This is a genomic window from Nitratidesulfovibrio sp., assembly GCF_040373385.1.
In the GTDB taxonomy this organism is placed as follows: domain Bacteria; phylum Desulfobacterota; class Desulfovibrionia; order Desulfovibrionales; family Desulfovibrionaceae; genus Cupidesulfovibrio.
This window is the reverse complement of record NZ_JBDXXH010000005.1, coordinates 181,960-207,617: the sequence shown is the minus strand read 5'-3', so window position 1 is coordinate 207,617 and position 25,658 is coordinate 181,960. Positions and strand designations below refer to the sequence as shown.

Sequence of the window (25,658 nt, the reverse complement as noted above, 5' to 3'; positions counted from 1 at the left end):
GGCAAGGAGATGGCAACCGCTCGAACCCGACCGCTTCCCGCGCGCGTATCGGTGCGCCGGCAAGGAGGACAAGGATTCCGGGAGGGAGCGTACTCTTTGGTACGTGACCGACCGGAAGCCGCCGTCCGACACCGCCCGCGCGCCGATACGCCGCGGGAAGCTATTCGCCGACGAGAGCCATCGCCTGCTCCACATCCCAATCCTCGTGCACCAGGCCGCGCAGGGCCTTGACGAGGGCAGGGGTGCGTTCATGCTGAAAGATGTTGCGGCCCACGGAAAGACCGGCAGCGCCAGCGCGCACCGCGTCGTGGACCATCTGCAGGAACGAGCGGGTGGAATCCAGCTTGGGACCGCCCGCGATGACCACGGGCACGCAGCACGAGGCCACCACGTGGGCGAAGCTGTCCATGTCGCCGGTGTAGGCCACCTTGACCACGTCGGCGCCCAGCTCCACACCCACGCGGGCGGCATGGGCCACCACTTCGGGATCGAACTCGTTCTTGATGCGGGGGCCGCGGGCGTACATCATGGCCAGAAGCGGCATGCCCCAGTCGTTGGCCACGGTGGCCACGCGGCCAAGGTCGGCCAGCATGTCGCGTTCGGTCTCGTCGCCAAGGTTCACGTGGACGGACACGCCGTCGGCGCCGTGCTTGATGGCGTCTTCCACGGTGGCGACCAGGGTCTTGGCATTGGGGCGGGGGGAAAGGGAGGTGGATGCGGAAAGGTGGATGATGAGGCCCACGTCACGGCCACCCTCGCGGTGGCCACAGCGCACCAGGCCCTTGTGCATGAGCACGGCATCCGCGCCGCCCTCGGCCACCTGGTTCACGGTCTCACGCATGTCCACAAGGCCGTAGATGGGCCCCACGCTCACGCCGTGGTCCAGCGGCACGATGACGGCGCGCCCGGTTTTTCGATTGAAAATGCGCTCCATCCTGATTCTTTTGCCGATTTGCATCGTATGTTCCCCTGATCTTTCGGAAAGGTTGCGGCGCAACTGGCCGTGGTGGTGTTTCCTTGCCTTGCGCCCGGACCGTCGGGTCGCGGGCGCCGGGGGGCAATCCCCCCGCGTACCGGGTACTGCTGATGCGGCAGCGTCAGGCGTCGGACCTCGGGCGGCCTTGCGGGGCGCCCGGTCTTCCGGATCACACGTTTTCGGGGTGCGCCGCGCGTAACGCACCGCCGAAAAAAACAGAAAGGGGCCGCCGGCTTTTCGCCCGCGGCCCCTTGAGTCTTCGTGTGTTTACACCCTCGTCAGATGCTTACGCACGCTCCATGCGGCCACGGGCTTCTCCATAGCTAAAAAAGTACCAAAAGTAATAGTTGGTACGATAGGCAGTGGTGAAGGTGGCGGAGGTGGAATGCATTGTCGTGGTGTCCTGACGTTATCCGTTTCAGGTGTTTCGCGATACCTACGCCCGCCCCGCAAAGGCTGTCAAGCGGAATGTTCGGGAAAACGCCCACTTTTTCGCCCTGCAAAACACTCTTCAGTTTACGTTTTTGTTCCTGCAAGCACGCGCTTCATGTTCAAATTTGTCATTATAACACACGCCGCAGACTCTCGTACGCCTGCCTCGCCACCCGCGACGCCTTGAAATTCGCCGGGTTGCCGCCGTTGGCCCCTGTTTTGCTATCCTTTCAGCACGGACGGCATGGTGCCGCCGTGCCGCCCCGCACCGGCTGCCGCCGGAAGGGGCATCGACAGAAACAGAATCTTGCGGGCCCCTGCCGCCCGGATACGGGACACTGCCATGCACGCCGCGCCACGCCACACGCCAGCCAGCCATGCACTCCGCCGCCACGGCGCGGGGCGCGCCATGGTCATGGTTGCCGGTGCCCACGCGGACGTGCTGCCGTTCACGTACCACGGTGCGACCGAAGGCTCCACCATTCCAGCGCCGCCCGCGGGCGCCGGACGTGCCTGCGACACGCCCGGCCACACCTCGCGCGGCCTTGCGCCGGGGCTCTCGTGCCTTCTGGCGGCCGGGCTGGGCGTGATTGCCGCCGCCCTGCCCGGCGACCCGGCCCGCATCGCCTGCGCGGCCCTGGTCTGCGCTTGGCTGGTGTTCACCATGCATGTGGTCGCCGCCTCGCTGCGCAGCCTGCTGTACCTGCCCCCGCACGCCAGCCCGAACGCTGGCGAAGGCCTTTTCGACAACGCGACACCATTGTCAGCCCGTGCGCACGGAACTTCCCGCTACGGGGAACACACCGGCGCAACGGGTGGTGGCTTTCCGCCGGAAGCCCCCGGCGCAGGTTCTGCGCCCGGCTTCGCGGTTCCTTCCGTGCAGCGTTCCGCCGGGAGGAGCACCCTGCCGCTCCACCTGCAACCCGACGGAATCACGCACGGTTCCTCGCCTTGGCGAAGGAACTGACAACGGCGTGAACGGGCGGCGACACCCCAGCAACCCCCGCCGCCCGCACCCTCCGCCGGACCGGGGCACCCTTCCCCCGCCCGCCGCCCCGGTCCGGCCCTTTTTTGCCAGCGCGCTGCCGCGCCCACGAGACGACCACATGATCGCCACGACCACGGCGCGCGAAGGCAGCCCCTCGCCCGCCAAACCGCATACCCACGCCACCTCCGCCGCGCGCGGCGCGGCACACGCTGGCGCGCCCCCTGAGGAAACAGCCCCAGACGGGGGTACCCGTGCCAGCGCGTCCCATGCCGGGGAAACCTGCGGCCCCCCTGCGCACGCCCACGCCACCCCCGTGCCGGGCGTGGCCATAGCCGACGTGTTCACCCTGTTCCAGCCGCTGGTTTCCGTGCGCCGCCGCGCCGTGGTGGGCATGGAGGCCCTGAGCCGGGGCCGCGTGCCCGGCGGCGCGGTGATGCCGCCCGACCTCATGTTTTCCACCGCAGCAGCCAGTGGCAGCGCCTTGGAACTGGACCGCCTGTGCCGCGAGCGGGCCTTTGCCGCCTTTGCCCCGCAGGTGCGGCGCAGGCCGGAACTGCTGCTGTTCGTGAACATCGACACCGCCGTGCTGCGACGCGGCGTGGTGGGTTCCGGGCACATCCAGCGGCTGGCCGAAGCCACGGGAATCAGCCCCAACAACGTGGTGCTGGAGATCGTGGAATCGCAGGTGGACGACACCGACGCCCTGATGGAATTCGCCGCGCGCCACCGCAGGCTGGGCTTTCTGGTGGCGCTGGACGACGTGGGCGCCGGGCATTCCAACCTGGAGCGCATCGCCGCCCTGAAGCCCGACGTGCTGAAGCTGGACCGTTCGCTGGTATCCGGACTGCCCGATTCGTTCCACCGCCAGGAGGTGGTGCGGGCGCTGGTGGGCCTTGCCCGGCGCATCGGGGCCATGACCGTGGCCGAAGGCGTGGAGCACGAGCGCGAGGCCGCCCTGCTGATGGACCTGGGTGCCGACGTGATGCAGGGCTTCCTGTTCGCGCACCCCTCGCCGGAAGGGGCGGTGGCCGAGGGCGGCACGGCCATGCACAACGTGGCCCGCGCCTACGCCGCGCTTACCCTGGCCCAAGTGGAGGAAGAGGAACGCCGCGTGGCCACGCTGCGCAACGCCGTGCACCGCCTGCGCGAGGACTTGCACCACGCCTGCCCCGGCGACTTCGACAAGCTGCTGGCCCGCTACCTGAACGCGGAATCGGAGCTGGAGTGCCTGTACGTACTGGACGGCGCGGGCCGCCAGATATCGGACACGGTGTGCAACCCCTACCGGCTTTCCGCCAGCAGGCGGTTCATCTACCAGCCCGCGCGGCGCGGCACCGACCATTCGCTGAAGGAATATTTCCTGCCCATGCGCAGCGGCATAGAGGAATGCCTGACCGCCCCGTACATCTCGCGGGCTTCGGGCAACCTGTGCGTGACCCTGGCGGTACGCTTCACCGATGCCATGGGCGCGCCCCATGTGCTGTGCGCCGACGCGGGCCGCCCCGACCGCAGGCGGCGCGGCGCGTAGCCACAGAACCGGGCACCAGGCCAGCGCTGCCATGTCGGCGCCCGGCTGACTCCCTATCCCTTCCCTCCGCACGCAAGGCCGCCCCCCGGAACCCCGGAGGGCGGCCTTGCCATTTTCAGGTACGGTTCCATGGGAACGCCGTGACGCTGGTAAGCACGGACTGGCTGCGCGCATCCGCGCCCCGTTGGCACGCCCCGTCGGCACGCCGCACAACGCATCGGCGCGCGGGCCGAAGCACGCACGCAGTTGAAACGGCTACCAATGAGGGGGGTGGCCCGACGGCGCGCTACTTGCCGTCCGCAGACACCGGAGCGGGGATTGCGACAACACCGCTCGCCGCCACGGGCGCTCCGCCATCCGGCGCAGCGGATGCCGCACCGGATGGCCCGGCGGGCAGCGGGGCCGGGGCCTTCTGATCGGGCTTGCGGTCACCTTGCGGGGCAACCTTTGGGGCGGCCTTCTGTCCGGGCGCGGGTTCCGCCCCGGCAGCGGGCCTGGCGTCCTGTCTCGCGTCGGGCTTCTGCTCCGGCTTCGCTTCCACCTTGGCCCGCATTTTCTTGCGGGGGGCCAGCAACCGCTTGTAGATGAAGAATTCCACGTTGCGGCCATCGGCGGCGGCCAGGGGAATCTCGGCCCGGGCCATGGCCCGGTGCCCCCCGGCGGACCCCACGTCGCCGAATTGCAGGCTGGCGTGGCGGCCAAGGTCGCGCCCCATGCCGTCGCCGCGCAGGATGACCACGATGGTGTCGCCGTACACACCACACACCGCCGCCCAGCGGATTTCGTGCACCCGCATGAAGAAGTCGGCAATGACCACCAGGATGTCCGGGTTTTCCACCTCGCCCACGTACACGTACTGGCCGGTGCCCAGCTTGTGCATGCTGATGAACGCCCGCGAGAAGTAGTCCAGCCAGTGCAGCCGGAATTCGCTGCGCACGATGCGCGAAAGCAGGTTGTGGTCCGCGAATTTGGTCAGGTAGCGGTAGGCGCGCATGTCCACGTCGTGGAAGGCGCGTTCGAAGCTGGCGGTGTCGGTCTTGATGCCGAACTGCAACGCCGTGGCCAGCAGCTTTCCGGGCCGGATGCCGAGGTTGTACAGGTACTCGGTCATGATGGTGGAGGTGGCGCCGTACTCGTTGCGGATTTCCTTGAAGTCGGCCACCACCGGGTGCTCCTCGACGAGCGGATGGTGGTCGATGACCAGCGAGAAGGACAGGTCCTTGAACGAGGGATGATGGTGCGGCTGCGAATCCACCACCGCAAAACGGTCGAACTGGGCGGCCAGCGTGGGGGTAAGCTTGACCATGGGGATGCGCAGGTAGCGGGCCATGGCCAGGTTGTCGGGCCGGGTGATCTCGTTGACGCGGGCGATGACCACATCGTCCACGCGGTGGATCATGATGCGCTTCAGCGCCAGGGCAGAGGCCATGGCGTCGGGGTCGGCGTTGATCACGATGAGCCAGCGCTCGGCGCGGTCGAACAGCTCTTGCAGGTGGGTGAGCCTGGTCTCCAGCTTCCGGAAGTAACTCATGATCTCCTCTCGGCCCCGAATCGCGTGATGCCCGATGCGCGTATGCTCGTGATGTCAGTGATGCCAGTGATGCCCGCGATACCAGCGATGCCGGGCGCGCGGCACCCCCGGTTCAGAGAAGCGCCCGACAGTGCCAACCCTACGGAAGCGCCCGACAGTGCCAGCCCTACGGTTTCAGGCCGACACCCCGTCCAGCAGACGGTCCAGCACCGGCAGCGAGGCCAGCACGCCATCCCAGGCGAACACCTCCACCATCAGCACCGCGTCCGGCGGCAGGGCGGGCAGCACCCGCGCGGCCCAGGCGGCCTCGTGGGTCGTCAGTTCGGTAAGGGGGCGGTGACGGTCCATGCCGCCGGGGGCATGCACGTGCACCATGCGCACCCGTTCCAGCAGTCCGGCGGATGCGGGCAGCCTATGTTGACCGTAGGTCAGGACATGACCCATGTCCAGACACACCGTGCAGTTTCCGTCGCCGATGACCGGCAGCAGGTCCGCCAGGTCCTGCCCGGCGATGTTTTCCAGCAGCAGGCTGGCCGGGTCGCGGCCCTGGCGCGTCCATTCGGACAGGAAGGCCGCCAGCAACCGGGCCGGGCCTTCCGGACCGGCAAGGCCCGCCGCCTCGGCCTGATCCGGCGTGGGCGGGTGCAGCACAGCGCGCCGCGCCCCCAGAAAGGCCACCCGGTCCAGCAGCAGCCCGCACACGTGCGCCGCACCCACGCCGGGCGCGCCGTACGGCCCCGCCCCCCAGGCAAGGTCCACCGGCAGATGGGCGTGCCAGGTCAGGGGCAGCCCGGCCAGCGCCGGGGGCAGGTCAGCATCGGTGTAGGCAAGGCAGGCGTCGGCCTCGAACAGGCACAGCCCCACCTCGTGCACCCGGCCTGAAAGAAATGCGCAATTATCATGGACGTTGCCCGCAATGATCCACGAAGGGGCCGCTACGGTTCTGGACAGAAGCCGAGGCGATGCGGTAAGGGCCTGCGGAGCGTGCATGCCGTCCCGGTTACGGGCTTTCCGCCTGACCGGCAAGCGCTGCCCGGCAGAAACGTGCCGTCCGCAGGGCCTGGCTGCCGGTTTTCCGTCCGCCCCCACGGCGCCCCCCCCTCGCAAGGGGCCGCCACCATGGACCACGGACCGCACCGGCATGGGGCATGCATCGCATACGTCGTTCCCCCGTCAATTCCACCATGGGGTACGGCGAGGAACAGGAGACCTTGATGCGCCACGTGAAGCATTTTCTGCAGCACCGTTTCAACCCCCTGCACGTCTACTGTCGCCTGCGCGACGTGGGCCTCAGCCCCCGCACGGCGGGCAGGGTGTCCGGCCTGTACGAACGCTACGTGTACCGGGTGTGCTGCCCCCAGTAGCCGCCCGCCACCGTCTTCCCGCACGGGAAGGCGGCCCGCACGACGAACGGCCCCCGCGAGGGGCGGCTCGCGCCGGGGCGCACCGTCCGCGACGGCCTTCCCCTACCCCCGCAAAACACCACGGCCCGGCATGACCGGGCCGTTTGCATTGGATGGGGGAACGGAAGGTTGGCTGCGGGACAGCAGCGGACACCCACGAGCCGGACAACATACCGCGCCGGAACATCCACGCACGCCTGCCGCCGCATTCCGTATCGACGTCGACGGCGGAAAACCGGCACGTGTCACATCAGCGACAGCTGACGTTCCTTGCGCTTCTGGTGCTGCACCAGCATGGAGCGGCGCAGCCCTTCCAGCGGCACGTCATCCAGAAAGCGCGAGGGCTTCAGGCGCAGCTCGCGGCCATACAGTAGGCGGCGCGCGGCGCAACTCAGGAACAGCCCCTCGGCCGCGCGGGTCATGCCCACGTAGAGCAGCCGGCGTTCTTCATCCATGTCGGTACGGGTGTCGGGGCTTGCGCCGTCGCGGTCGGGCTTGCCGGTCAGGGTGCCCGCCCCGGCAAAGGGCATGATGCCGTCCTCCAGCGCGGGCAGGAACACCGCGCGAAATTCCAGCCCCTTGGCCGCGTGCAGGCTCATGATCTGTACCTTTTCGCTGCCGCGCCGCACCAGTTCCAGCTCGCTTTGCAGGCTGATCCAGTTCATCAGCCCGGCCCAGCCGCCGTGGGTGTCGTAGGCGCGGGACAACGCCCGGAAGGCCGAGGACTGCCAGAACAGGTCGTCGAAGGGCGGGGTTTCGCGCAGGTAGGCGGCCACGCCCAGCGGCCCCCTGGACAGCACCTTGGGCGGGCAGTCCACCTCATGCGGCATGCCGCGCGTGGGAATTTCCGCATCGGGATGCAGGGGGGTATCGCCACCGTCCGCAGCGGTGGTGGCGGTGGAGCCGGAGGCTTCGTCGCCGTCGCCGCGCGGGCCGTCGGCAGCGACGGCATCGGGTGAATCGGCAGGTGCCTCTCCGTCCCGGTGCACGGCAAACGGCGACGCATCCAGCCCCAGCCGGTCAGCCAGCGAGGGGTGCACCCCTTCCGCCACCAGACGGCGGTGGCTGAGCCCGGCGGGCAACGCGGGGCCGGACGGGGACGACGTGGACCCGATGCCCAGCATGCGCCCGGCAGCCCCCAGGATGAGCGCCACCCGCTGGTCGGCCCAGAAGGCCTCGGCCTCGGGCACGGCGCAGGGCACGCCGAAGCGGGTCAGGGTGCGCTGCAACTGGGGGATCAACGATTTGACGCGGACCAGCACGGCGATGTCGCCGGGGCTGAACCCGCCCTCGTCCAGCACCGTGCCCCGGCGCGAACGGCCATGCCCGGCATCCAGCAGCGAATGGCTGGTGGCCCCGATAAGGCCGCGAATCTGCTCGCCGATCCAGGCCGCCTCGCCTTCCGCCGTGGGGGCCTCGAACAGATGCAGTTCTCCGGGCAGGTCGCGCGCGGCGCGCAACGGGCCGCAGGCCGAGCGCCCCTGCATCAGCCCCCCCGCGAAGTCGAGGATGCGTGCCGAGGAGCGGTAGTTTTCCTCCAACGCCACCACGGAAAGGTCGGGCCATGCCTCGCGCAGGAAGGCGGCCACGTCGCCGTGCGCCCCCCGGAAGCCGTAGATGGACTGATCCGGGTCGCCGATGCCGAAAAAGCCCGCCCCGCCGCGCGGGGCCAGCGCCCGCACCAGCGTCAGTTGCAGCGGCGAAAGGTCCTGGATTTCGTCCACCAGCACGTGTCGCCACGGGCTGGCGTAAATGCTGTTCTGCACCTGATCCAGCCAGAATTCCAGCAGATCGGTGTAATCGGCCAGATTCCAGGCCGCCTTCTGGTCGGTGTAGCGGGCCAGCAGCGGGGCGTGCTCCGCAAGGCACGAGCGCATCTTTTCGCGGCACACCCCGATGGCTTCCCATGCCTCGCGCAGGCGCTGGGCGGGCTCGTCGGGGTTGGCCTCGGCAAACACGCGGCGGGCCGCCTCTTCCGAAAGCAGCACCGGGGGGGTGGGCGTGGCCCGGTGCCAGTATTCGAAGGCCAGGGCATGCAGGGTGTCGGTGCGCGGCAGGGGCGCGCCCTCGCCAAGGGCCGTGGCCAGCCGCTCGTCCATTTCCGCCGCCGCGCGGCGGGTGAAGGTGACGGCCAGAATGCGCCGGGCGTCGATGCCCGTTTCCACCAGGTGCAGCACCCGGCCCACCAGGGTGCGGGTTTTGCCCGTGCCGGGACCGGCCAGCACCAGCACCGGCTGCGGACCGGCGGTCAGCGCGCGGCGCTGGGCGGGGTTGAAGCGCATGGCCGCGCCTTCCGGCGGGCGGGGCGCGCTGAACGCGGCAAAGGCGGGCGGGGTGGGGCCGTCGTCGCCATCGGAACGGGGGGAAACGTCTGAAAGATCGGGAGTACCGGATACGCCGGGGGCCGCAGCCGCGCCGGGCGTTGCAGGTTCCGGCGAAAATTCGAAGTCCGGCTCGGACGCGGGGGCCGGTTGCGCCGCCTTGCCAGCCCCGCCCAGTCCCTCCAGCAGCGAGGGGCGGTCCGCGCCCTTGCCCTTTTTACCCTTGCCGGTAGCGCGCGGGGCGGCGGAAACGCCCATGCCTTCCAGCAGCGGCAGGCCGCCCACCACCGAACGGCGCTGGATGGAGGCGCGTTCCTTGTCCGTGAACACGCGCACCACGCCGTACTCGCCGTCGTAGCCGGACTGGCGCAGCACCTCGCGCCGCCGCATGCGGGCAATGCCTTCGCCCAGCGGTTCCCAGAACCGGGAAAGCTCGGCCTCGGGCACGTCCTGCAGGATGTTCAGTTCCGAGCCGAACCGGGCAATGCACCGGGCGTGCTGCTCGGCCACCTTGCGGCTCTTGGCGCCCACGCCCAGCAGTTCGCCCAGGATTTCCGGCAGCGGAATGAGCGAAAGGTAGCCCTGCTGCCCCGGCGACTGGATGGGCGTTTCGCGGTCGGCCAGTTCCACCACCCGGTGCAGCACGCCCACGGTCACCGGCTTGCCGCACACCGGGCACAGCCCGCCACGGGCGCGGGTTTCGCGCGGCTCCATGACCACGCCGCACTTGCGGTGGCCGTCCAGGTGGTATTTGCCTTCTTCCGGAAAGAATTCCAGCGTGCCCAGAAAGCGCCCGCCGATGCCCTGCCCCTTCAGGCTGCGCAGAATGCTTTCGTAGCCGATTTCGCCGGAGAACAGGTTGGCCTCTCGCCCCAGGTTCTCGCCGGAATGGGCGTCGGAATTGGAGATGAGCGCGAAGCGGTCCAGTTCGCTCCACAGCCAGTTCATCTCCGGGTCGGACGAGAGGCCCGTTTCCATGGCGAAGATTTCGGACGACAGGTCGCCGAAGCATTCCGCCACCGAATCGAAGCCCGACTTCGAGCCGAACAGGGCAAACCACGGCGTCCAGATGTGCGCGGGCACCAGAAAGGCCTGGGGATGCGTTTCCAGCACCATTTCCAGCAAATTGCGGGAATCAAGGCCCAGGATGGGCCGCCCGTCGGATTCGATGTTGCCGACCTCCGCCAGGCGGCGTGACAGGCGGTCTGCGGCGTCCATGTCGGGCACGTAGACAAGGTTGTGCACCTTGCGCACCTTGCCGCCGCGCTTGTAGATGCTGCTGATTTCCGCCTGGAGCATGAACAGGGTGCGCCCTGCCAGCGGCTTGCCCGCGTAGTCGGGCAGTTCGGCGTCCAGCCCGCGCGGGTCGCGCAGGCGGTACAGCCCGCTGGGCTCGTCCAGCACCAGCTGCTCCGCCAGTTCCGCCCGCCACTTGGGATGCGTGAAGTCGCCGGTGCCGAGCACGTCCAGCCCCTTCACCCGCGCCCACGCGGCCAGATGGCGGGCGTTGAGCCGCCCGCTGGTGGCGCGCGAAAAGCGGGAGTGGATGTGCAGGTCGGCCCGGAACTGTTGCATCGGGCGTGCTCCTGTGGGGATGGTGACGTGGCCGGGGCGGAATGCGGGCGCGGAGCGGAAAACAAGAGGCCCGAAAATACGCGACAATGGCGACACGCGGGTCTGCCGCCCTTCATCCTTGTCTATCAAAATCATCAGCGATGGCAAATGGGTTCGCCGTGACAAACGGGATGGAGGACAAACAGGATGGTGGACAAACGGGTCACCGATGCCCGTTGCCAACCCGTTGGCTCCCGGATAGCCTGCCCCCATGCACCGCCATGCCCCCAAGGCCCCGGCCCCCCCGATGCCCCACGACAGCCCCGCGCCCGGCATGCCGGACGCCACGCCCGGCGCCACGCCCGATGCGATCATTCAGGCCCGCGCCCTGTTCCCGCGGGGTCTTGCCCAGCCGGTGGACGGCTTCCGCTTTTCCGTGGACGCCCTGCTGCTGGCAGCCTTCGCGGGGGAGACGCTGGCGGCCTTCGCGGGAAAAACGCTGGCGGCCTTCGCGGGAAAGACGCTGGCGGCAAGGGCGGATACTGTCCGCGCCGGACGCAGGACGTCACCCGGCGCACAGGCCGTTGCGCCCCCCATTGCGGCGGAACATGACACGTCGCAGGACACCTCACCCGGCACCCCGCTGGCCTTCGCCGACCTTGGCACCGGCTGCGGCGTGGTGGGGCTGGCCCTGCTGCTGGCCCACCCGCACCTGACGGGCACGGGCATCGACATCGACGGGGAACTGGCGGAGACCGCGCGCCAGAACGGGGCGCGGCTGGGGCTGACGGGCCGCTTCCGGGTGCTGCGGGCCGACCTTGCCGCCGCTGACGCGGGTACCGGCAAGGAGGGAACGAACACATCCGGCACGCCCGCAACACAGGGATTTTCCGGTGACGGAATCCCGCCCGGCGACACGCCCGGCATCGCCCCCCTCATGGACATGCCCGCCTTCGATGCCCTGCCCCCAGCCGGGTCCATGGGCCTGGTGGTGGCCAACCCGCCCTACCGTCGACACGGCTCGGGCCGCCTGTCGCCCAGTGGCCAGCGCAGCCGCGCCCTGTTCGAGGCGCCCGGCACCCTGCCCGCCTTCACCCAGGCGGCGGCGCGCCTGCTGCGCGCGGGGGGCCGCAGTTGCTGGGTCTACGGACCGGACCGCCTGCCCGACCTGCTGCTGGCGCTGCGCGGCACGGGGCAGGAACCCAGGCGTCTGCGCTGCGTGCATGCCCGCGCCCACGGCCCGGCCACGCTGGTACTGGTGGAGGCCCGCCGCGCGGGCAAACCCGGCCTTGTGGTGGAACCGCCGCTCATTCTCCACACGGGTGAAGGCGCGGCAACGGCCCTCACCGACGAAGCGCTGGCCTTCTGCCCCCTGCTGACCTGCAACACCGGGGGGCGGGGCAAATAGGCGCGGGCACCACGCCGTCGGCAGGCGCGGTTCCCTACTGGTCTTCCCGCAACGCCTTCAGCGATGCGCTGTACGCCCGGAACAGGTCGGAGCGTTCCAGCAGGCCCAGCACGTCTTCCTCGTTGTCCTTGGAGACCACGGGCAGTTGCGAAAGGTCGGTTTCCACGAAGGCCAGCAGGGCGGTGTACAGGTCGTCGTCCTCGGTCAGGGCGGTCAGGGGGCGGGCCAGGTCGCCCGCCAGCACCAGGTCGAACAGGTCCGCCTCGTACAAGATGCCGCGCACGTCCTGCACGGCCAGCAGGCCGTTCAGCCTGCCGTGCATGCCCCGCACCGGAAAGGTGAACGCCTGCGTGCCCGCGATGATGTCCGTGAGGGCCTTCAGGGTCACGTTCTCTTCCACCACCGCCACCCGTCCGCGCGTGTAGCAGTCGCGCACGCGCATGGTGGCCAGCAGGTTCACCGTGGCGTCTTGCAGGTGGGCGGGCGATTCGAACTTGTTTTCCACCTGGTTCTCGTACAGCGCGGTGCGCCGCCCCAGCAGGATGCACACCGCCGACGACAGCATCAGCGGGGCCAGCAGCCCGTAGCCCTGGGTGAGCTCGCAGACCATCACCAACGGGCCGATGGGCGCGTGCGCGATGCCCGCGAAGAACGCGGCCATGCCCACCAGCACGTAGCCGCCGGGCTGGGTGACCACGTCCGGCTGGATCTCTTGCGCGGCAAACCCCACCACCCCGCCGGTCATGCCGCCCACGAACAGCGCCGGGGCGAACATGCCGCCGCTCATGCCGGAACCCAAGGTGACGGCGGTGGCCAGCGTCTTGCCGAGCAGTATCGTCACCATGGTGACCACCGGCAACTGCCCCAGAATGGCCTGTTCGATCCAACCGTAGCCGTCCGAAAGCACCGGCGGATACAGGATGCCGAACAGCCCCATGAGCACCCCGCCAAGGGCCGTGGTCCACATGATGCCCACCCGCGTCCGCAGCTTGCCGAACACCGAATACTTGAGCACCCGGAAAGTGCGCACGTAGGCCCAACCCGTGGCCGCGCAGGCCAGTGACAGCAGCAGGTACCACGGCAGCTCCAGCACCGAGGTGAAGCTGAAGCGCGGAATGCCGAAGATGGGCGCGGTGCCGAACACGAAGGTGAACAGCGAATACGACACCACCGATGAAAGCACGGCGGGCAGCAGCGCTTCGGACTCGAAGTCCTCGCGGTACAGCACCTCGATGGCGGTCAGCGCGCCGCCCAGCGGGGCGCGGAACACAGCGCCCAGCCCGCCTGCCGCGCCCGCCAGCATCAGGATGCGCCGTTCGCGCGGGGAAAGCCCCAACCGCATGGACAGCCACGAGCCGATGCCCGCGCCGATCTGCGACACCGGCCCCTCGCGCCCGGCACTGCCACCCGAGGCAATGGTGCAGATGGAGGTAAGCCCCTTCAGCAGCGGGGCACGCCTGCGGATGATGCCCTTTTCCGCGTGAAAGGCGCGGATCATGGCGTCGGTACCGTCGGTCATGCCGTCCAGGCTGTTGGGCAGAAAACGCTGCACCAGCCAGCCCGTGACCAGCCCGGTACCGCCCAGCGCCGCCACGATGACCCATGGCCGGTATGTCCGCGCGGCGGCCTCGGCATGGCCGAACAGCGTTTCCCCGACCGGGGCGGGCAAGGACAGCCCGGCCCAGACCACCTGGATGTAGTGCTTGCCCGCCTCAATGCCCAGAAAGAACAGGATGGCCGCGCAGCCGGAAAGCAGCCCCAGCCCCATGCCCAGTACCCCAAGGCGCACGTAGGCCACGGTGCGGTACAGGCGCAGGAATTGGTGCACGGGTTTTTTGAGCATGCGCAGCATGGCGTTTCCTTGGTGAGCGCGTCCTGACCGGATGCGTCCTGCGGGGTGCGCCCCAGACCGGATGCACTCCTGACCGGATGTACTCCTGACCGGATGTACTCCTGACGGGATGTACTCCTGACGGGAGGCACTCCTGACATGACGCTTCCGGTGCCGCTGTTTCGGGGCTGGCGGTAACGCGGGCACGCCGTCAACGCACAGGGGCGCTGTGCGTTACGGCGGCGTTCGGGCCGCGCGGCGCGGTGCATGACCGGGCGCGCGGCGGTACGAAAAATCCGACAGGCCGACGAATCCGGCCCAGCGGCGGGACGCATCCCGCCGGAAAGCTACAGGCGCGCGTCGGGCGCGGACAATATCTGCCGCGCCAGGTCCACGTCGCGGCGAATCTGGGTCACCAGTTCGTCCAGACCGGAAAACTTGCGCTCGTCACGCAGGCGGTGCACGAACGAAACGCGGATATCCCAGCCGTAGATGTCGCGGTCGAAGTCGAGAATGTGCGTTTCCACGCTGAGCCGGGCGTTGTCGAAGGTGGGGTTGAAGCCCACGTTGGTCACGCCCTGATACACCTGCCCGTCGAGCTGCACCCAGGTGGCGTACACGCCGGGCCTCGGCATCAGTTCGTCGCGCGGCTCCATGTTGGCGGTGGGAAAGCCCAGCAGCTTGCCGCCCCGGTCCATGCCGTGCACCACCTTGCCACGAATGGCATAAAAGCGGTCCATGAGCGGGCGCACGTCCCACACCTCGCCCGCGCGGATCAGGTCGCGGATGCGGGTGGAACTGACCACGGCGTCGTTGATGATCACCGGGTCCAGCCGCTCGGTGGCGAAGCCGTACTGTTTGCCCAGCCGCTGGAGCAGGTCGAAGTTGCCCTTGCGCCCCTTGCCCAGCGAAAAATCGTAGCCGATGACCAGTTCGCGCGTGTGCAGGGCATCCACCAGCACGCGGCGCACGAACTCTTCCGGCTCCTGCGCGGCCATCTCGCGGGTGAAGCGCAGCATGAGGGTAAGGTCCACCCCCAGCGCCTCGAACAGGTCCAGCTTCTTGTCGTAGTCGGTGATCAGCGGGGGGGTGTGCGGGCCCACCAGCACCCGCAGGGGGTGCGGGCAGAAGGTGACCACCACCGAAGGCACGCCCAGCGCGGCGGCCTTGGCCATGACCCGCCCGATAAGCTTGCGGTGGCCGTTGTGCACGCCGTCGAAGTTGCCGACGGTGACGCAGCTGCCCCGCGAGAGGTCGAGGCTGATTTCCTGTAATTCGCGTGCGATTTCCATGAATACTCGTGACGGCGGAATGGTGCGCGGCGCATGTCGGCGGATCGGGCGGCGAGGGGCATGCAGCGCGGGGCCGCGTGAACGGCTGGCGGCGCGGGGCCGACATTCCGGCACCGCGCCGTCTCGTGCTACCCCAAACGGCGCGCGGGTTCAAGGGCGGGGGATGGGGCGGCCTGGCGAAAGGGACGGTGATGCCGTCGGACGGAAGGCAGAGCGGAACGGAACGGCCAGGATGGGCAGGCGGTGTCCATCGCGGGGGGGGGTGAGGGCGCGAGGGGGCAAGGGGGCAAGGATGGAACGGCGGCAATAAGCGGGCGGACAGGGAAGGCAGCAAGGACGGAGGGCACCACAACGGCTGGGCTTGCCCGTACCAGTCCGTTGCCAGCCGTTGCCAGTCCCGGCTCATGCCCGCCGCCTGGCAAACTGCCGACCAACTGCCGGATCAGATGCCGGACCAGCTACCTGACATCCATATCTATCGACTTTTTTTCGCGCCGGGCCAAAAAACCGCTTGCCAAGCCCCCCCTCCTATGGCTATACGACTCCTCCGCGCCGAAGTGGTGGAATTGGTAGACACGCTAGGTTCAGGGTCTAGTTCCCGCAAGGGAGTGGGAGTTCGACTCTCCCCTTCGGCACCACGAGAATAAAGGGTTCCAGTGAACAACTGGAACCCTTTCTCTTTATTCATCCAATCTATTCACTCGACAACGAATAAATCGCTGCCATGCTCTTGACATAAAAACTGGCACACATTTAAATCGCCCATGATGTAACGCACACTACTTATAATTTAGCTTGTTTAAACTAAAAATGTTATCTGCTAAATTTTTATAAAAGCATTCAGGCATCACTCTCCACATTTCATGGGCGCAACAAATTCTGCTAATTTTTTTATCCTGCACCATTTCATACAATTCTTTATACCCTTGTACACTCACAAAAAATCTAAGCATATTGTCACCAATAAAGTAAAACTCGTCTTCATCAATACCTCTGAGTACAGCATCATCTCTCAACAGACCAAAAAGAAATGCCCATTCATCTTGATCATCACCATTCTCAGCCCCAAGTGGCAACGACACATCTGGGCGGCGATTAAACTGAGCATGGATACTCTTGTGACAATTTGAACACAAAGTTATTCCATTTCCAGTTTCAAATGCACCCCAAGGATATAGGACTTTTCTTACAATATGATGTGCTTGAATTCTATGCGTTGATTCGCAACAAACACAACGATGGCTATCTCTTGATTTTATAAATCGGCTCCACAATCTAAAAATCCACCCTACAGAACATTCCCTCTTAATAGCACTCATTAACGCATCACGATAACCGCGAACCGCTTCAAAATTTTGGCGCATAATTTCCACCACGTATCAAGCTAAAAATTACGCCCTAAACTCTTGCTCCCCACAAAGAATTCGAACAAAAATACAACAGTATCAAGATGAAATAATTACACTTCCTAATCAACGCGCCTATCCGCTCCGCCCCGTTCCCCGCTAGAATCGCAGTCCGTACTCGCTGAACTTGTAGCGCAGGGTGCGCGGGCTGACGCCCAAGAGGCGCGCGGCCTCGCCCTTGTTGCCACCGCTGGCGCGCATGGCCTTCAGGATGACGCGCACTTCCGCCTCGCGCCGGGCCACGTCAAGGCTCAGGTCATCACCCCCGCCGGGGTAGAGCATGGCATTGCCACCCTCGCCCGTTCCGTTCCCGCCGGTTGCGCCGCCCCCCGCGTAGCGGCTGGTGCCGCCGCCCGCGCCGTCCGGCAGGCCCGCTGCCCCCAGGGCCACGGCCGACCGCAGTTCCAGCGGCAGATGTTCCGGCCCGATGTCTCCATCCGGGGCCAGCAGGGCCAGCCGTTCCACCAGATTCTTCAGTTCGCGCACGTTGCCCGGCCACGGGTAGCCGCTCAGCCCCGCCTCGGTCTCCGGACGAAAGCGCATGCCGTGCCGATGATACTTCTCTGCGTAGTGGGCAAGAAAATGCCTGGCCAGCGGCACTATTTCCTCGCGACGCGCCCGCAGCGGCGGCAGCGACACGGGGATCACGTTCAGGCGGAAGAACAGGTCCGCCCGAAACCGCCCCTCGCGCACCATGTCCGGCAGTTCACGGTTGGATGCGGCAATGATGCGCGCCTGGAACGGAATGTCCCGCTGCCCGCCGATGCGCCGGTACTTGCGCTCCTCCAGCACCCGCAGAAAGTCCGCCTGGTTGGCGGGCGGAATCTCGCCCACCTCGTCCAGGAACAGCGTGCCGTCTCCGGCAAGCTCGAAACACCCCTGGCTGGTGCGGTGCGCGCCGGTAAAGGCCCCCTGCTCGTGCCCGAAGAACTTGTCCGCGAACAGTTCGCCCTCGTGCACACCGCAGTTCACGGCCACGAACGGCTTGCGCGCCCGCACGCTCATGTCGTGGATGAGCCGCGCGAACAGCTCCTTGCCGGTGCCCGTTTCGCCGTGGATCAGGATGGGCGCGTCCGACGAGGCCACCTGCACCGCCAACTGTTTCAGACGCAGCATATCCCCGGACAACAGGAGAAACCCTGTTCCGTTCTGCAACGTTTCGAAATGAGGACCATCCTGGCCATCACCCGGCAATTTGTTGCCGGTATGCGGAAAATTTCTGCCGTCCATGTGCGTGGACTAGGCCTTTTCCCTATGTTTGGCAAGCGCTCATTGATGGCACGAAACTTGTTACAGCTATCACAAACTCAGGCACCGCCAGACCATCGCCCCTATTTCCGGTGCGTTGCTGGCAAACTGGACGCAACGCGCGCCGCAGTGCCGGGCAGGATAGCCAAACATCCCCCCGGATTGCGGACCGCGATGGCGAGTTGTTGTTTCATTAATGTTTCAATGTTTCAAAAGGGGACATTACCGACATGAACACCGCTACCAAAGTCAGGTTCTGGGGCCCGGCGGTCCTCGCGGTCCTGCTCGTGCTGTGCTGGGCCCTTCCCGTGCTGGCGTCGGGGGGCGACGTCGCCTCCGCTGCCGCCGCAGCCATGCCGGCAGACGGCCACCCGTGGTGGTTCTGGCCCACGGCGCTGCTGTTCTTCTGTTTCATCCTCGGCATCATCGCCGTGCTCGCGGGCGTGGGCGGCGGCGTGCTGTTCGTGCCGCTGGTCAGCGGGTTCTTTCCGTTCCACCTCGATTTCGTGCGCGGCGCGGGCCTGCTGGTGGCCCTGGCGGGCGCGCTGGCGGCCGGCCCCGGCCTCTTGAAGCGCAACCTGGCCAGCCTGCGCCTGGCCCTGCCGGTGGCGCTCATCGCCTCGGCCTGCTCCATCGTGGGCGCCATGGTCGGCCTGGCCCTGCCCACCAACGTGGTGCAGATCTGCCTTGGCGGCACCATCCTGTTCATCGCCGTGCTGCTGCTGGTGTCCAAGAACACCGTGCGGCCAGAGGTGAAGAAGCAGGACGCCATCAGCGTTGCCCTGGGCATGGACGGCGTGTTCATCGAACCCTCCACCGGCGAGGTCATCGACTGGAAGACCCACCGCACCCTGCCGGGCCTCTTGCTGTTCATCATCATCGGCCTCATGGCGGGCATGTTCGGCCTGGGCGCCGGGTGGGCCAACGTGCCGGTGCTCAACCTGCTCATGGGCGTGCCGCTGAAGGTGGCCGTGGGCACCTCCAAGTTCCTGCTGTCCATCACCGACACCTCGGCCGCGTGGGTGTACCTGAACCAGGGCTGCGTCATCCCGCTGATGGCCATCCCCTCCATCATCGGCCTGATGCTGGGCTCGTTCGTGGGCGTGCGCCTGCTGGCCGTGGCCAAGCCCAAGTTCATCCGCTACATGGTCATCGGCGTGCTGCTGTTCTCTGGCGGCAAGGCGCTGCTCAAGGGCCTCGGCATCTAGCCCGGGGCACATACGGAGGAAACAGACATGTCCAATCAGTCCGTCAAGGCGTCTCCGGAACAGGTGGTCTACGCCAACCTGCTCTATTACGGCTGCTGGGGTTCGCTGGCCATCATGATCGTCACCTACCTCATCTACGTGCTGGGCATCCTGCCGCCCCACATCCCGCTGGACACCATCACCCAGTTGTGGAGCCAGCGCGTGGGCGTGTACCTCGCGCAGGGCAACGTGCCCACCGGCTGGGGCTGGGTTGTGCTGCTTGGCCAGGGGGACTTCCTGAACTTCATCGGCATCGTGCTGCTCGCGGGCATGACCATCGTCTGCTACCTGACGCTGATCCCCGCCTTCCTCAAGAAGAAGGAACCGCTGATGGCAGGCATCGCCATACTTGAGGTCATCGTGCTTACCGTGGCGGCGTCGGGCATTTTCGGCGCTGGCGGTCACTAGCATTCCGATCTGAAACACGGCTGGCACAACCGCTTGCAAAAATGTGCCGCCCATGGAACTGCCATGGGCAACGGTCCGGGGCGCGACGCGGTGCCCCGGACCGCCTCCCCCGGACTGCGGTTACCGGACGCCCCGTGTCCCTCCCCCCGCGCCCGGAACAACGCGCAACGACGGAGCAGGTGTTTCGTGCCCACGCAGCAGACAGCCCCAGCAGCCCCGCATGGCATCCGGCCCCGCGCCGGGTCACCCGCACGGCACGGCGCGCCGCCGCTGCCGCACGTGTCGGGCATCTCGCCCCTGCCGGTGGACCTGGCCGCCATGCTGGACGCCCTGCCCGTGGGCGTGGCCCTGCTGGATACCGACTGTACCATCCGCCTGATGAACCGCGCGCTGGAAACCCTGACCGGGTTCACCACGGCGGAAGTGCGCGGCATACCCTGCCGCCACGCCCTGCGCGCCAGCATCTGCCTGCACCGCTGCCCGCTGCGCCGCCCGCTGACCACCGCATCCGGGGTCACCGTGGCCACGGCCTCGGGCGCACACTACGACATGGCCGACGACGGCAACCTGCCCCCCGCGCAGGAAGGCGACATCCTGAACCGCCACCGCCGCCGCATTCCGGTGCGCATGAGCATGTCCCCCCTGCGCGACGCCGATGGCCGCGTGGTGGGCTGGCTGCACGCCGTGGAAGACCTGACGCTGGTGCGCGAACTGGAGGAAAAGACCGCCAAGGGCGAGGCCTTCGGCCCGCTGGTGGGCCGCAGCGTGGCCATGGAACGGGTGTTCCAGGCCCTGCCCGCCGTGGCCCAGAACGACGGCCCCCTGCTGGTCACCGGCGAGACGGGCACCGGCAAGGACACCCTGGCCGAGGCCGTGCACAAGGCATCGTCCCGCGCCCGCGAGCCGTTCGTGAAGGCCAGCCTGTCGTCCCTGCCCGAATTTCTGGCCGAATCGGAACTGTTCGGCCACCGCAAGGGCGCCTTCCCCGGCGCGGACGAAAACAAGCCGGGACGGTTCCGCCTGGCCCAGGGTGGCACGCTGTACCTCACCGAGGTCGGCGATTTGCCCCTGTCCATCCAGGGCCGCCTGCTGGCCTTCCTGGACGAGGGGGTCATCTACCCCGTGGGCGCCACCGACCCGGTGGCGTGCGACGTGCGCTTGGTGGTGGCCACCAACCGCGACCCGGAACAACTGGTGACCGAAGGCCGCCTGCGCGAAGACCTGTTCCGCCGCCTGTCCGCCGTGCGCCTGCATCTGCCCCCGCTGCGCGAACGGGGCGAGGACATCGAATTTCTGCTCAACCATTTCATGGGGCACTTTGCCGCGCGGATGAAAAAAACCGTGCGCGGCTGCTCGGGCAAGGCCCTGCGCACCCTGCTGGACTACCCCTTCCCGGGCAACGTGCGCGAGTTGCGCAACATCGCCGAATACGCCGTCACCTTGTGCCACGGTGAAACGGTGATGCCCGCGCACCTGCCCGCGTACCTCTTTCAGGCCAAGGCCGAGGCCCGCCGCGCCGAGCGCGAACGCCGGGCAGGGCGCGGCATGCCGGGGGCTTTCGACGCGACTGGCGCGACTGGCGCGACTGGCGCGACTGGCGAGGCGCAACCCGCCGCGCAGGGTACTTCCGGCGACGGAGGCGAACACCTGGCCCGCACCAGCGTCAGCGACCTGGAGCGCCGCCTCATTGCCGACGCCCTGCAACGCACCGGCAACCGCCGGGGCGAGGCAGCCGAACTGCTGGGCTGGGGCCGTTCCACCCTGTGGCGCAAGATGAAACAGTACGGGATGTGCTGATATGCCCGCCACCCTGCTCATACCCCTGTACCGTGACGAGGTCGCGCCCCGCTTCGACCTGGCGGGCGAAGCCCTGCTGGTGCATCTGGACGCCGACGGCGCCGAGCTTTCCCGTTCCAGCGTGCTGCTGGCCCACGCCTCGTCGGAAGAATTGTGCCGCATCGCGCTGGAAGAAAAGGTCCGCGCGGTGATCTGCAACGGCATCGACGACGAATTCTGGCAGTACCTGCGCTGGAAGCGCATTGAGGTCATCGACAACGTCATGGGCCCGGCGGACGAGGCCATTGCCCGGTTCCGCGCCGACGTGCTGCGCCCCGGCGACATCCTGTTCCACAGGAGCAACGCATGAGCCGCCTGGAACGCTTCCGCAGCCTGTTCCGCACCGCGCTGGACGTGCCGGAGGAAATCGCGCCGGAACGCTACCAGGCCCTGCGCCGCAAGATCACCCTGCTGCTGACCACCGCCGCCGTGGTGCCGCTGCTCATCCTGTCGGTCATCAACTACCATCAGTACCGCGCCACCCTGACGCGCGAAATCGTCACCCCGGTGCGCGGGCTGGTGAACAAGACCCGCCATTCGTTCGAACTGTTCCTGGCCGAACGCGCCTCCACCGTCAGCCTCATCTCGCAGGTGTACAGCCCGGCGGAACTGGCCGACGAACGCAACCTGAACCGCATCTTCCGCGCGGTGAAGGGCGAATTTCCCGGTTTCATCGACCTCGGGCTCATCGACGAGAACGGCGTGCACGCCAGCTACGTGGGGCCGTACAACCTGAAGGGCAAGGACTACTCCACGGCGGACTGGTACCAGCAGACCCGGGTCAAGGGCGTGTACGTCAGCGACGTGTTCATGGGCTTCCGGCGCTTTCCGCACATCGTCATCGCCGTGCAGCGCATGACCGACGACGGCCACTCGTGGGTGCTGCGCGCCACCATCGACACCGGGCAGTTCGACCGGCTCATCGCCTCCATGGGGCTGGAACCGGAAAGCGACGCCTTTCTGGTGAACACCGCCGGGGTGCTCCAGACCGCCTCGCGCTTCTACGGCGCGGTGCTGGACCAGTTGCCCCTGCCCATGCCGCCCATGACCTATGAAACGGCCACGCTGGAAACCACCGACCCGGCCGGGCGCGACGTGTTCATCACCTACACCTACTTCCAGCACGCCGACTTCGTGCTGATGGCGGTGAAGCCCCGCGCCGACATCTTCAAGCCGTGGACCACCCTGCGCAGCGACCTGATATTGCTGTTCGTCACCAGCGTGGCGCTGATCCTGTCCGTGGCCTTCGGCCTGACCGACCTGCTGGTGCGGCGCATGCGCGCCAGCGACGAGCGGCGCATCGCCGCCTTCGTGCAGATGGAGCACACCCAGAAGCTGTCCTCCATCGGGCGGCTGGCTGCCGGGGTTGCCCACGAGATCAACAACCCGCTGGCCATCATCAACGAAAAGGCGGGCCTGGCCGCCGACCTCATGGAACTGGCCAAGGACTTTCCGGAGCGTGACCGCTTTCGCGGGCTGGTGGACGCCATCCTGCGCTCGGTGGAACGCTGCCGCTCCATCACCCACCGGTTGCTGGGCTTTTCGCGCCGCATGGACGTGAACATCGAGCAACTGGACGTCAACGACGTACTCAAGGAAACCATGAGCTTCCTGGAACAGGAGGCCCTGCACCGGTCCATCACCACCTCGACCAGCCTGGACCAGGCCATGCCGCGCATCGCGTCGGACCGGGGCCAGTTGCAGCAGGTGTTCCTGAACATCCTGAACAACGCCTTCGCCGCCGTGCCGGACGGCGGGTCCGTGACGCTGGCCACCTGGCTGCGCGACCCGGACACGGTGGGCGTGTCCATCAAGGACAACGGCAAAGGCATGTCCGACGAGGTGCTTCGCCACATCTTCGAGCCGTTCTTCACCACCAAGAAGACCTCGGGAACCGGCCTTGGCATGTTCATAACCTACGGCATCATCAGGCGCCTTGGCGGCGACATCGCGGTGCAGAGCAAAGAGGGCGCGGGTACCACCGTGACCGTCTTCCTGCCCGTGAAGGCCGCGCCAACGGCCACCCTTGGGAGCTAAGCATGCAGGAACTGAAGGTTCTGCTCGTGGATGACGAGGAGGAGTTCGTCACGACCCTGGCCGAACGGCTGTCGCTGCGCGGCATGGTCACGCGCATCGCCACCGACGGCGAGCAGGCCCTGCGCGCCGTGGAGGCGGACCCACCCCACGTGGTGGTGCTGGACCTGATGATGCCCGGCATCAAGGGTACCGAGGCCCTGCGCCGCATCAAGGCCGGGCACCCCACCGTGCAGGTCATCCTGCTGACCGGGCACGGCAGCGCGCGCGACGGCATCGAGGGCATGAAACTGGGTGCGTTCGACTATCTGATGAAGCCCCTGCGGCTGGAAGACCTGCTGGAAAAGCTGCACGAGGCGGGCAGGCTGGCGCAGGCTGCCCAGGGCAACGGCGGCAACACCTAGCCCCTGGCATGGACGAGTCGGCACAACGTACCGCACAGGAAACACGGCATGGCACACGACGACACCATCCACATGGCCGCCCCCGCCGCAACCGCAGGGGATGACGCCGCCCACGAATGCGTGGGCTGCCTTGCCGCATCGGCCACGCACGAATTGCAGAACGCCCTGGCGGTGATCCGCGAATCGGCCGGGCTGATGCAGGACCTTGTTTCCCTGTGCGGCGAAGGGCTGCCCCACCGCGACCGGCTGTGCACCATGCTGTCGCTGATCCAGGAACAGGTGGCGCGCGGGGGCGACCTTGCGTGGAACCTGAACCGCCTGGCCCACGCCTGGGAAGAGGACGGCGAGTCCGCCCGCGACCTTGGCGCGGTGCTGGAGGAATTCGTGGCCCTGGCCCGGCGCGGCTGCGCCATGCGCGGGGTGGAACTTTCGCAAGGGAATGGCCCGGCGGTGCGCGTGAGCGCGCCCGGCCTGCCCCTGCGCGCCAGCCTGTTGCGCGCCGTGCGCTGTTGTCTGGGCGAAGGACTGGCCGACGGGGGGGGCCAGGGCAGCAGGCCCGCCACCGGCGGAGCACTGGTGCTGCGCGCGGTCCTGCATCAGGAAGTGCCGGGCGTGGAACTGGACTTCATTCCGCCCGGCGCACGTGCCGATTCCGGCGCCACGGAGCTTTCCACGACCAGTGCCGACATAGCACGATGCATGCAGGCGTGCGGGGCAGAGGTATGGCAGGCGGAAGCCGCGCACTTGCGGTTCTTTCTGCCCTGCCCCAACTGTACCGCCTGATGGTGTTCCATATTTTCGCTTTCGTGTCGCAACGGTTTCAGCTACGATATAGCCAACTGCTCTCCTGAAACACTTGTCTCACGCGGCGGCAACATTCTGCCGCCACGGCACAACGGAGGAACGTATGGCAACACTTCGTGAAACGCTGGAACGCTGCTTCGCGGCCGTGGCCTTCGCCGATGCGGCGGACCACGACGAGGCCATGCGCATGGCGGGTGTCATCCCCGCTGCCGCATGCGCCGGGCGGCTTGAAGATGTCTTCGCGGCCGTGGCCTTCGCAGAGGCCGACTGCCGCGATGTGGCCCTGGAGATGATGGGATGCGTGCGCCCCGCGCGCCGGGTCATCCACAACAGCTTCCTGGACAACGTGGGCCTTGGCGACGTGGCCGTGTGCTACGGCGTCGTCCCCATTTAGAGCACAGTTACGATGCACCGCGCGGCGGCTTCGCCACCGCCGCGCGGGTTTGCGGACCGAGTTTCACCCGAACCCGAAGGAGAGCAGTCATGAAGGGTATCAAGGTATTGCTGGTGGACGACGAGGAGAATTTCGTCCGCACGCTGGCCGAACGCATGTCCATGCGCGATGCCGGGGCCACCGTTGCCCTGAACGGTGAAGAAGCCCTGCAGATGGTGTCCGCCGGCGAGGTGCCCGACGTCATGGTCCTTGACCTGCGCATGCCCGGCATCGACGGCATGGAAGTGCTGCGCCGCGTCAAGAAGGCCTACCCGCAGGTGCAGGTCATCGTGCTGACCGGCCACGGCACCGAAAAGGACGAGGAAGAAGCCCGCCGCCTGGGCGCCTTCGAGTACCACAAGAAGCCCGTGGACATCGACATCCTGGTGCGCGACATCCGCCGCGCCTTCCGCGAAAAGATCGAGGACGCCATGGTGGCCGCCACTTTCGCGCAGGCTGGCGACTTCGACAACGCCCGCGAGATCCTGGACGAAGACAAGAAATAGCGGGCGGGCCCGCCCCAAAGATGTCCGAGAGGTATCCGGGGGGCTGCCCCAGGCAGCCCCGGGGAAGC

At 67.3% G+C, this 25,658-nt stretch carries 20 protein-coding genes, 1 tRNA gene and 1 pseudogene; 14 read left to right on the top strand and 8 right to left on the bottom strand.

Annotated elements, in window-relative coordinates:
• Positions 1-160: 160 nt before the first annotated feature.
• Positions 161-958, bottom strand: coding sequence for a 2-amino-3,7-dideoxy-D-threo-hept-6-ulosonate synthase (locus ABWO17_RS11150; RefSeq protein ID WP_353118523.1), 798 nt, complete (start codon positions 956-958; stop codon positions 161-163).
• A 793-nt stretch (positions 959-1,751) separates the two neighbouring features.
• Between ABWO17_RS11150 and ABWO17_RS11145 the strand changes: the two genes are divergently transcribed.
• Together ABWO17_RS11145 and ABWO17_RS11140 are read left to right on the top strand one after the other, a co-directional pair.
• Complete coding sequence (locus ABWO17_RS11145; RefSeq protein WP_353118521.1) at positions 1,752-2,375, top strand: hypothetical protein; 624 nt, start codon at positions 1,752-1,754, stop codon at positions 2,373-2,375.
• A 139-nt stretch (positions 2,376-2,514) separates the two neighbouring features.
• Positions 2,515-3,924, top strand: coding sequence for an EAL domain-containing protein (locus ABWO17_RS11140; RefSeq protein ID WP_353118519.1), 1,410 nt, complete (start codon positions 2,515-2,517; stop codon positions 3,922-3,924).
• A 526-nt stretch (positions 3,925-4,450) separates the two neighbouring features.
• Here the strand turns inward: ABWO17_RS11140 and ABWO17_RS11135 are convergent.
• Together ABWO17_RS11135 and cbiR are read right to left on the bottom strand one after the other, a co-directional pair.
• A pseudogene (locus ABWO17_RS11135) lies at positions 4,451-5,455 on the bottom strand (DHH family phosphoesterase); the annotation flags it as partial.
• 174 nt (positions 5,456-5,629) lie between these two features.
• Positions 5,630-6,445 (bottom strand): cobamide remodeling phosphodiesterase CbiR, encoded by an 816-nt coding sequence (gene cbiR, locus ABWO17_RS11130; protein ID WP_353118517.1) that lies wholly within the window; start codon positions 6,443-6,445, stop codon positions 5,630-5,632.
• Positions 6,446-6,603: 158 nt separating this feature from the next.
• On the opposite strand from cbiR, the gene ABWO17_RS11125 reads away from it, so the two are divergent.
• A complete protein-coding gene (locus ABWO17_RS11125; protein WP_353118624.1) occupies positions 6,604-6,819 on the top strand; it encodes a hypothetical protein in 216 nt (71 codons plus the stop codon).
• 284 nt (positions 6,820-7,103) lie between these two features.
• Here the strand turns inward: ABWO17_RS11125 and ABWO17_RS11120 are convergent, their stop codons facing one another.
• Positions 7,104-10,754 (bottom strand): UvrD-helicase domain-containing protein, encoded by a 3,651-nt coding sequence (locus tag ABWO17_RS11120; RefSeq protein ID WP_353118515.1) that lies wholly within the window; start codon positions 10,752-10,754, stop codon positions 7,104-7,106.
• A 250-nt stretch (positions 10,755-11,004) separates the two neighbouring features.
• On the opposite strand from ABWO17_RS11120, the gene ABWO17_RS11115 reads away from it, so the two are divergent.
• Positions 11,005-12,141, top strand: coding sequence for a tRNA1(Val) (adenine(37)-N6)-methyltransferase (locus ABWO17_RS11115; protein ID WP_353118513.1), 1,137 nt, complete (start codon positions 11,005-11,007; stop codon positions 12,139-12,141).
• Positions 12,142-12,175: 34 nt separating this feature from the next.
• On the opposite strand, the gene ABWO17_RS11110 is transcribed toward ABWO17_RS11115, so the two are convergent.
• Both ABWO17_RS11110 and ABWO17_RS11105 read right to left on the bottom strand, forming a co-directional pair.
• Entirely contained in the window at positions 12,176-13,993 is a 1,818-nt protein-coding gene (locus tag ABWO17_RS11110; protein WP_353118512.1) for a chloride channel protein, read from the bottom strand.
• Positions 13,994-14,319: 326 nt separating this feature from the next.
• Positions 14,320-15,264 (bottom strand): bifunctional riboflavin kinase/FAD synthetase, encoded by a 945-nt coding sequence (locus ABWO17_RS11105; RefSeq protein WP_353118511.1) that lies wholly within the window; start codon positions 15,262-15,264, stop codon positions 14,320-14,322.
• A 551-nt stretch (positions 15,265-15,815) separates the two neighbouring features.
• On the opposite strand from ABWO17_RS11105, the gene ABWO17_RS11100 reads away from it, so the two are divergent.
• Positions 15,816-15,902 (top strand) — tRNA-Leu (locus ABWO17_RS11100).
• Positions 15,903-16,043: 141 nt separating this feature from the next.
• Here the strand turns inward: ABWO17_RS11100 and ABWO17_RS11095 are convergent.
• Positions 16,044-16,628 (bottom strand): HNH endonuclease, encoded by a 585-nt coding sequence (locus ABWO17_RS11095; RefSeq protein WP_353118509.1) that lies wholly within the window; start codon positions 16,626-16,628, stop codon positions 16,044-16,046.
• Between the two features lie 141 nt (positions 16,629-16,769).
• Positions 16,770-17,900: a sigma-54 interaction domain-containing protein gene (locus tag ABWO17_RS11090; protein WP_353118507.1), complete on the bottom strand. Its 1,131-nt coding sequence runs from the start codon at positions 17,898-17,900 to the stop codon at positions 16,770-16,772.
• Positions 17,901-18,148: 248 nt separating this feature from the next.
• Between ABWO17_RS11090 and ABWO17_RS11085 the strand changes: the two genes are divergently transcribed.
• From ABWO17_RS11085 to ABWO17_RS11045, 9 genes are all read left to right on the top strand, one after another.
• Entirely contained in the window at positions 18,149-19,126 is a 978-nt protein-coding gene (locus tag ABWO17_RS11085) for a sulfite exporter TauE/SafE family protein (protein WP_353118505.1), read from the top strand.
• Positions 19,127-19,153: 27 nt separating this feature from the next.
• Positions 19,154-19,573, top strand: a complete 420-nt coding sequence (locus ABWO17_RS11080) for a DUF1634 domain-containing protein (RefSeq protein WP_353118503.1) — start codon at positions 19,154-19,156, stop codon at positions 19,571-19,573.
• A gap of 186 nt (positions 19,574-19,759) precedes the next feature.
• A complete protein-coding gene (locus ABWO17_RS11075) occupies positions 19,760-21,370 on the top strand; it encodes a sigma-54 interaction domain-containing protein (protein ID WP_353118501.1) in 1,611 nt (536 codons plus the stop codon).
• Between the two features lies 1 nt (position 21,371).
• Complete coding sequence (locus ABWO17_RS11070) at positions 21,372-21,719, top strand: NifB/NifX family molybdenum-iron cluster-binding protein (RefSeq protein ID WP_353118499.1); 348 nt, start codon at positions 21,372-21,374, stop codon at positions 21,717-21,719.
• Positions 21,716-23,446, top strand: a complete 1,731-nt coding sequence (locus ABWO17_RS11065; RefSeq protein WP_353118497.1) for a sensor histidine kinase — start codon at positions 21,716-21,718, stop codon at positions 23,444-23,446. Before ABWO17_RS11070 ends, ABWO17_RS11065 begins: the two co-directional genes overlap by 4 nt.
• A gap of 2 nt (positions 23,447-23,448) precedes the next feature.
• Complete coding sequence (locus ABWO17_RS11060; protein ID WP_353118496.1) at positions 23,449-23,847, top strand: response regulator; 399 nt, start codon at positions 23,449-23,451, stop codon at positions 23,845-23,847.
• 48 nt (positions 23,848-23,895) lie between these two features.
• Complete coding sequence (locus tag ABWO17_RS11055; protein ID WP_353118494.1) at positions 23,896-24,630, top strand: sensor histidine kinase; 735 nt, start codon at positions 23,896-23,898, stop codon at positions 24,628-24,630.
• 124 nt (positions 24,631-24,754) lie between these two features.
• Positions 24,755-25,045, top strand: a complete 291-nt coding sequence (locus tag ABWO17_RS11050; RefSeq protein ID WP_353118492.1) for a hypothetical protein — start codon at positions 24,755-24,757, stop codon at positions 25,043-25,045.
• An 89-nt stretch (positions 25,046-25,134) separates the two neighbouring features.
• Positions 25,135-25,590 carry a response regulator gene (locus tag ABWO17_RS11045; RefSeq protein ID WP_309540157.1) on the top strand — a complete coding sequence of 152 codons (456 nt, stop codon included), beginning with the start codon at positions 25,135-25,137 and terminating at the stop codon, positions 25,588-25,590.
• The last annotated feature ends 68 nt before the right edge of the window (positions 25,591-25,658 follow it).

Excerpts from the sequence above, each read along its gene's own strand:
- ABWO17_RS11105 (WP_353118511.1), bottom strand. The coding sequence starts at position 15,264 with ATGGAAATCGCACGCGAATTACAGGAAATCAGCCTCGACCTCTCGCGG.
- ABWO17_RS11120 (WP_353118515.1), bottom strand. The coding sequence starts at position 10,754 with ATGCAACAGTTCCGGGCCGACCTGCACATCCACTCCCGCTTTTCGCGC.
- ABWO17_RS11055 (WP_353118494.1), top strand. The coding sequence starts at position 23,896 with ATGGCACACGACGACACCATCCACATGGCCGCCCCCGCCGCAACCGCA.
- ABWO17_RS11150 (WP_353118523.1), bottom strand. The coding sequence starts at position 958 with ATGCAAATCGGCAAAAGAATCAGGATGGAGCGCATTTTCAATCGAAAA.
- ABWO17_RS11045 (WP_309540157.1), top strand. The coding sequence starts at position 25,135 with ATGAAGGGTATCAAGGTATTGCTGGTGGACGACGAGGAGAATTTCGTC.
- cbiR (WP_353118517.1), bottom strand. The coding sequence starts at position 6,445 with ATGCACGCTCCGCAGGCCCTTACCGCATCGCCTCGGCTTCTGTCCAGA.
- ABWO17_RS11090 (WP_353118507.1), bottom strand. The coding sequence starts at position 17,900 with ATGGACGGCAGAAATTTTCCGCATACCGGCAACAAATTGCCGGGTGAT.
- ABWO17_RS11125 (WP_353118624.1), top strand. The coding sequence starts at position 6,604 with ATGCATCGCATACGTCGTTCCCCCGTCAATTCCACCATGGGGTACGGC.
- ABWO17_RS11065 (WP_353118497.1), top strand. The coding sequence starts at position 21,716 with ATGAGCCGCCTGGAACGCTTCCGCAGCCTGTTCCGCACCGCGCTGGAC.
- ABWO17_RS11145 (WP_353118521.1), top strand. The coding sequence starts at position 1,752 with ATGCACGCCGCGCCACGCCACACGCCAGCCAGCCATGCACTCCGCCGC.
- ABWO17_RS11140 (WP_353118519.1), top strand. The coding sequence starts at position 2,515 with ATGATCGCCACGACCACGGCGCGCGAAGGCAGCCCCTCGCCCGCCAAA.
- ABWO17_RS11050 (WP_353118492.1), top strand. The coding sequence starts at position 24,755 with ATGGCAACACTTCGTGAAACGCTGGAACGCTGCTTCGCGGCCGTGGCC.
- ABWO17_RS11115 (WP_353118513.1), top strand. The coding sequence starts at position 11,005 with ATGCACCGCCATGCCCCCAAGGCCCCGGCCCCCCCGATGCCCCACGAC.
- ABWO17_RS11070 (WP_353118499.1), top strand. The coding sequence starts at position 21,372 with ATGCCCGCCACCCTGCTCATACCCCTGTACCGTGACGAGGTCGCGCCC.
- ABWO17_RS11095 (WP_353118509.1), bottom strand. The coding sequence starts at position 16,628 with ATGCGCCAAAATTTTGAAGCGGTTCGCGGTTATCGTGATGCGTTAATG.
- ABWO17_RS11110 (WP_353118512.1), bottom strand. The coding sequence starts at position 13,993 with ATGCTGCGCATGCTCAAAAAACCCGTGCACCAATTCCTGCGCCTGTAC.
- ABWO17_RS11085 (WP_353118505.1), top strand. The coding sequence starts at position 18,149 with ATGAACACCGCTACCAAAGTCAGGTTCTGGGGCCCGGCGGTCCTCGCG.
- ABWO17_RS11080 (WP_353118503.1), top strand. The coding sequence starts at position 19,154 with ATGTCCAATCAGTCCGTCAAGGCGTCTCCGGAACAGGTGGTCTACGCC.
- ABWO17_RS11060 (WP_353118496.1), top strand. The coding sequence starts at position 23,449 with ATGCAGGAACTGAAGGTTCTGCTCGTGGATGACGAGGAGGAGTTCGTC.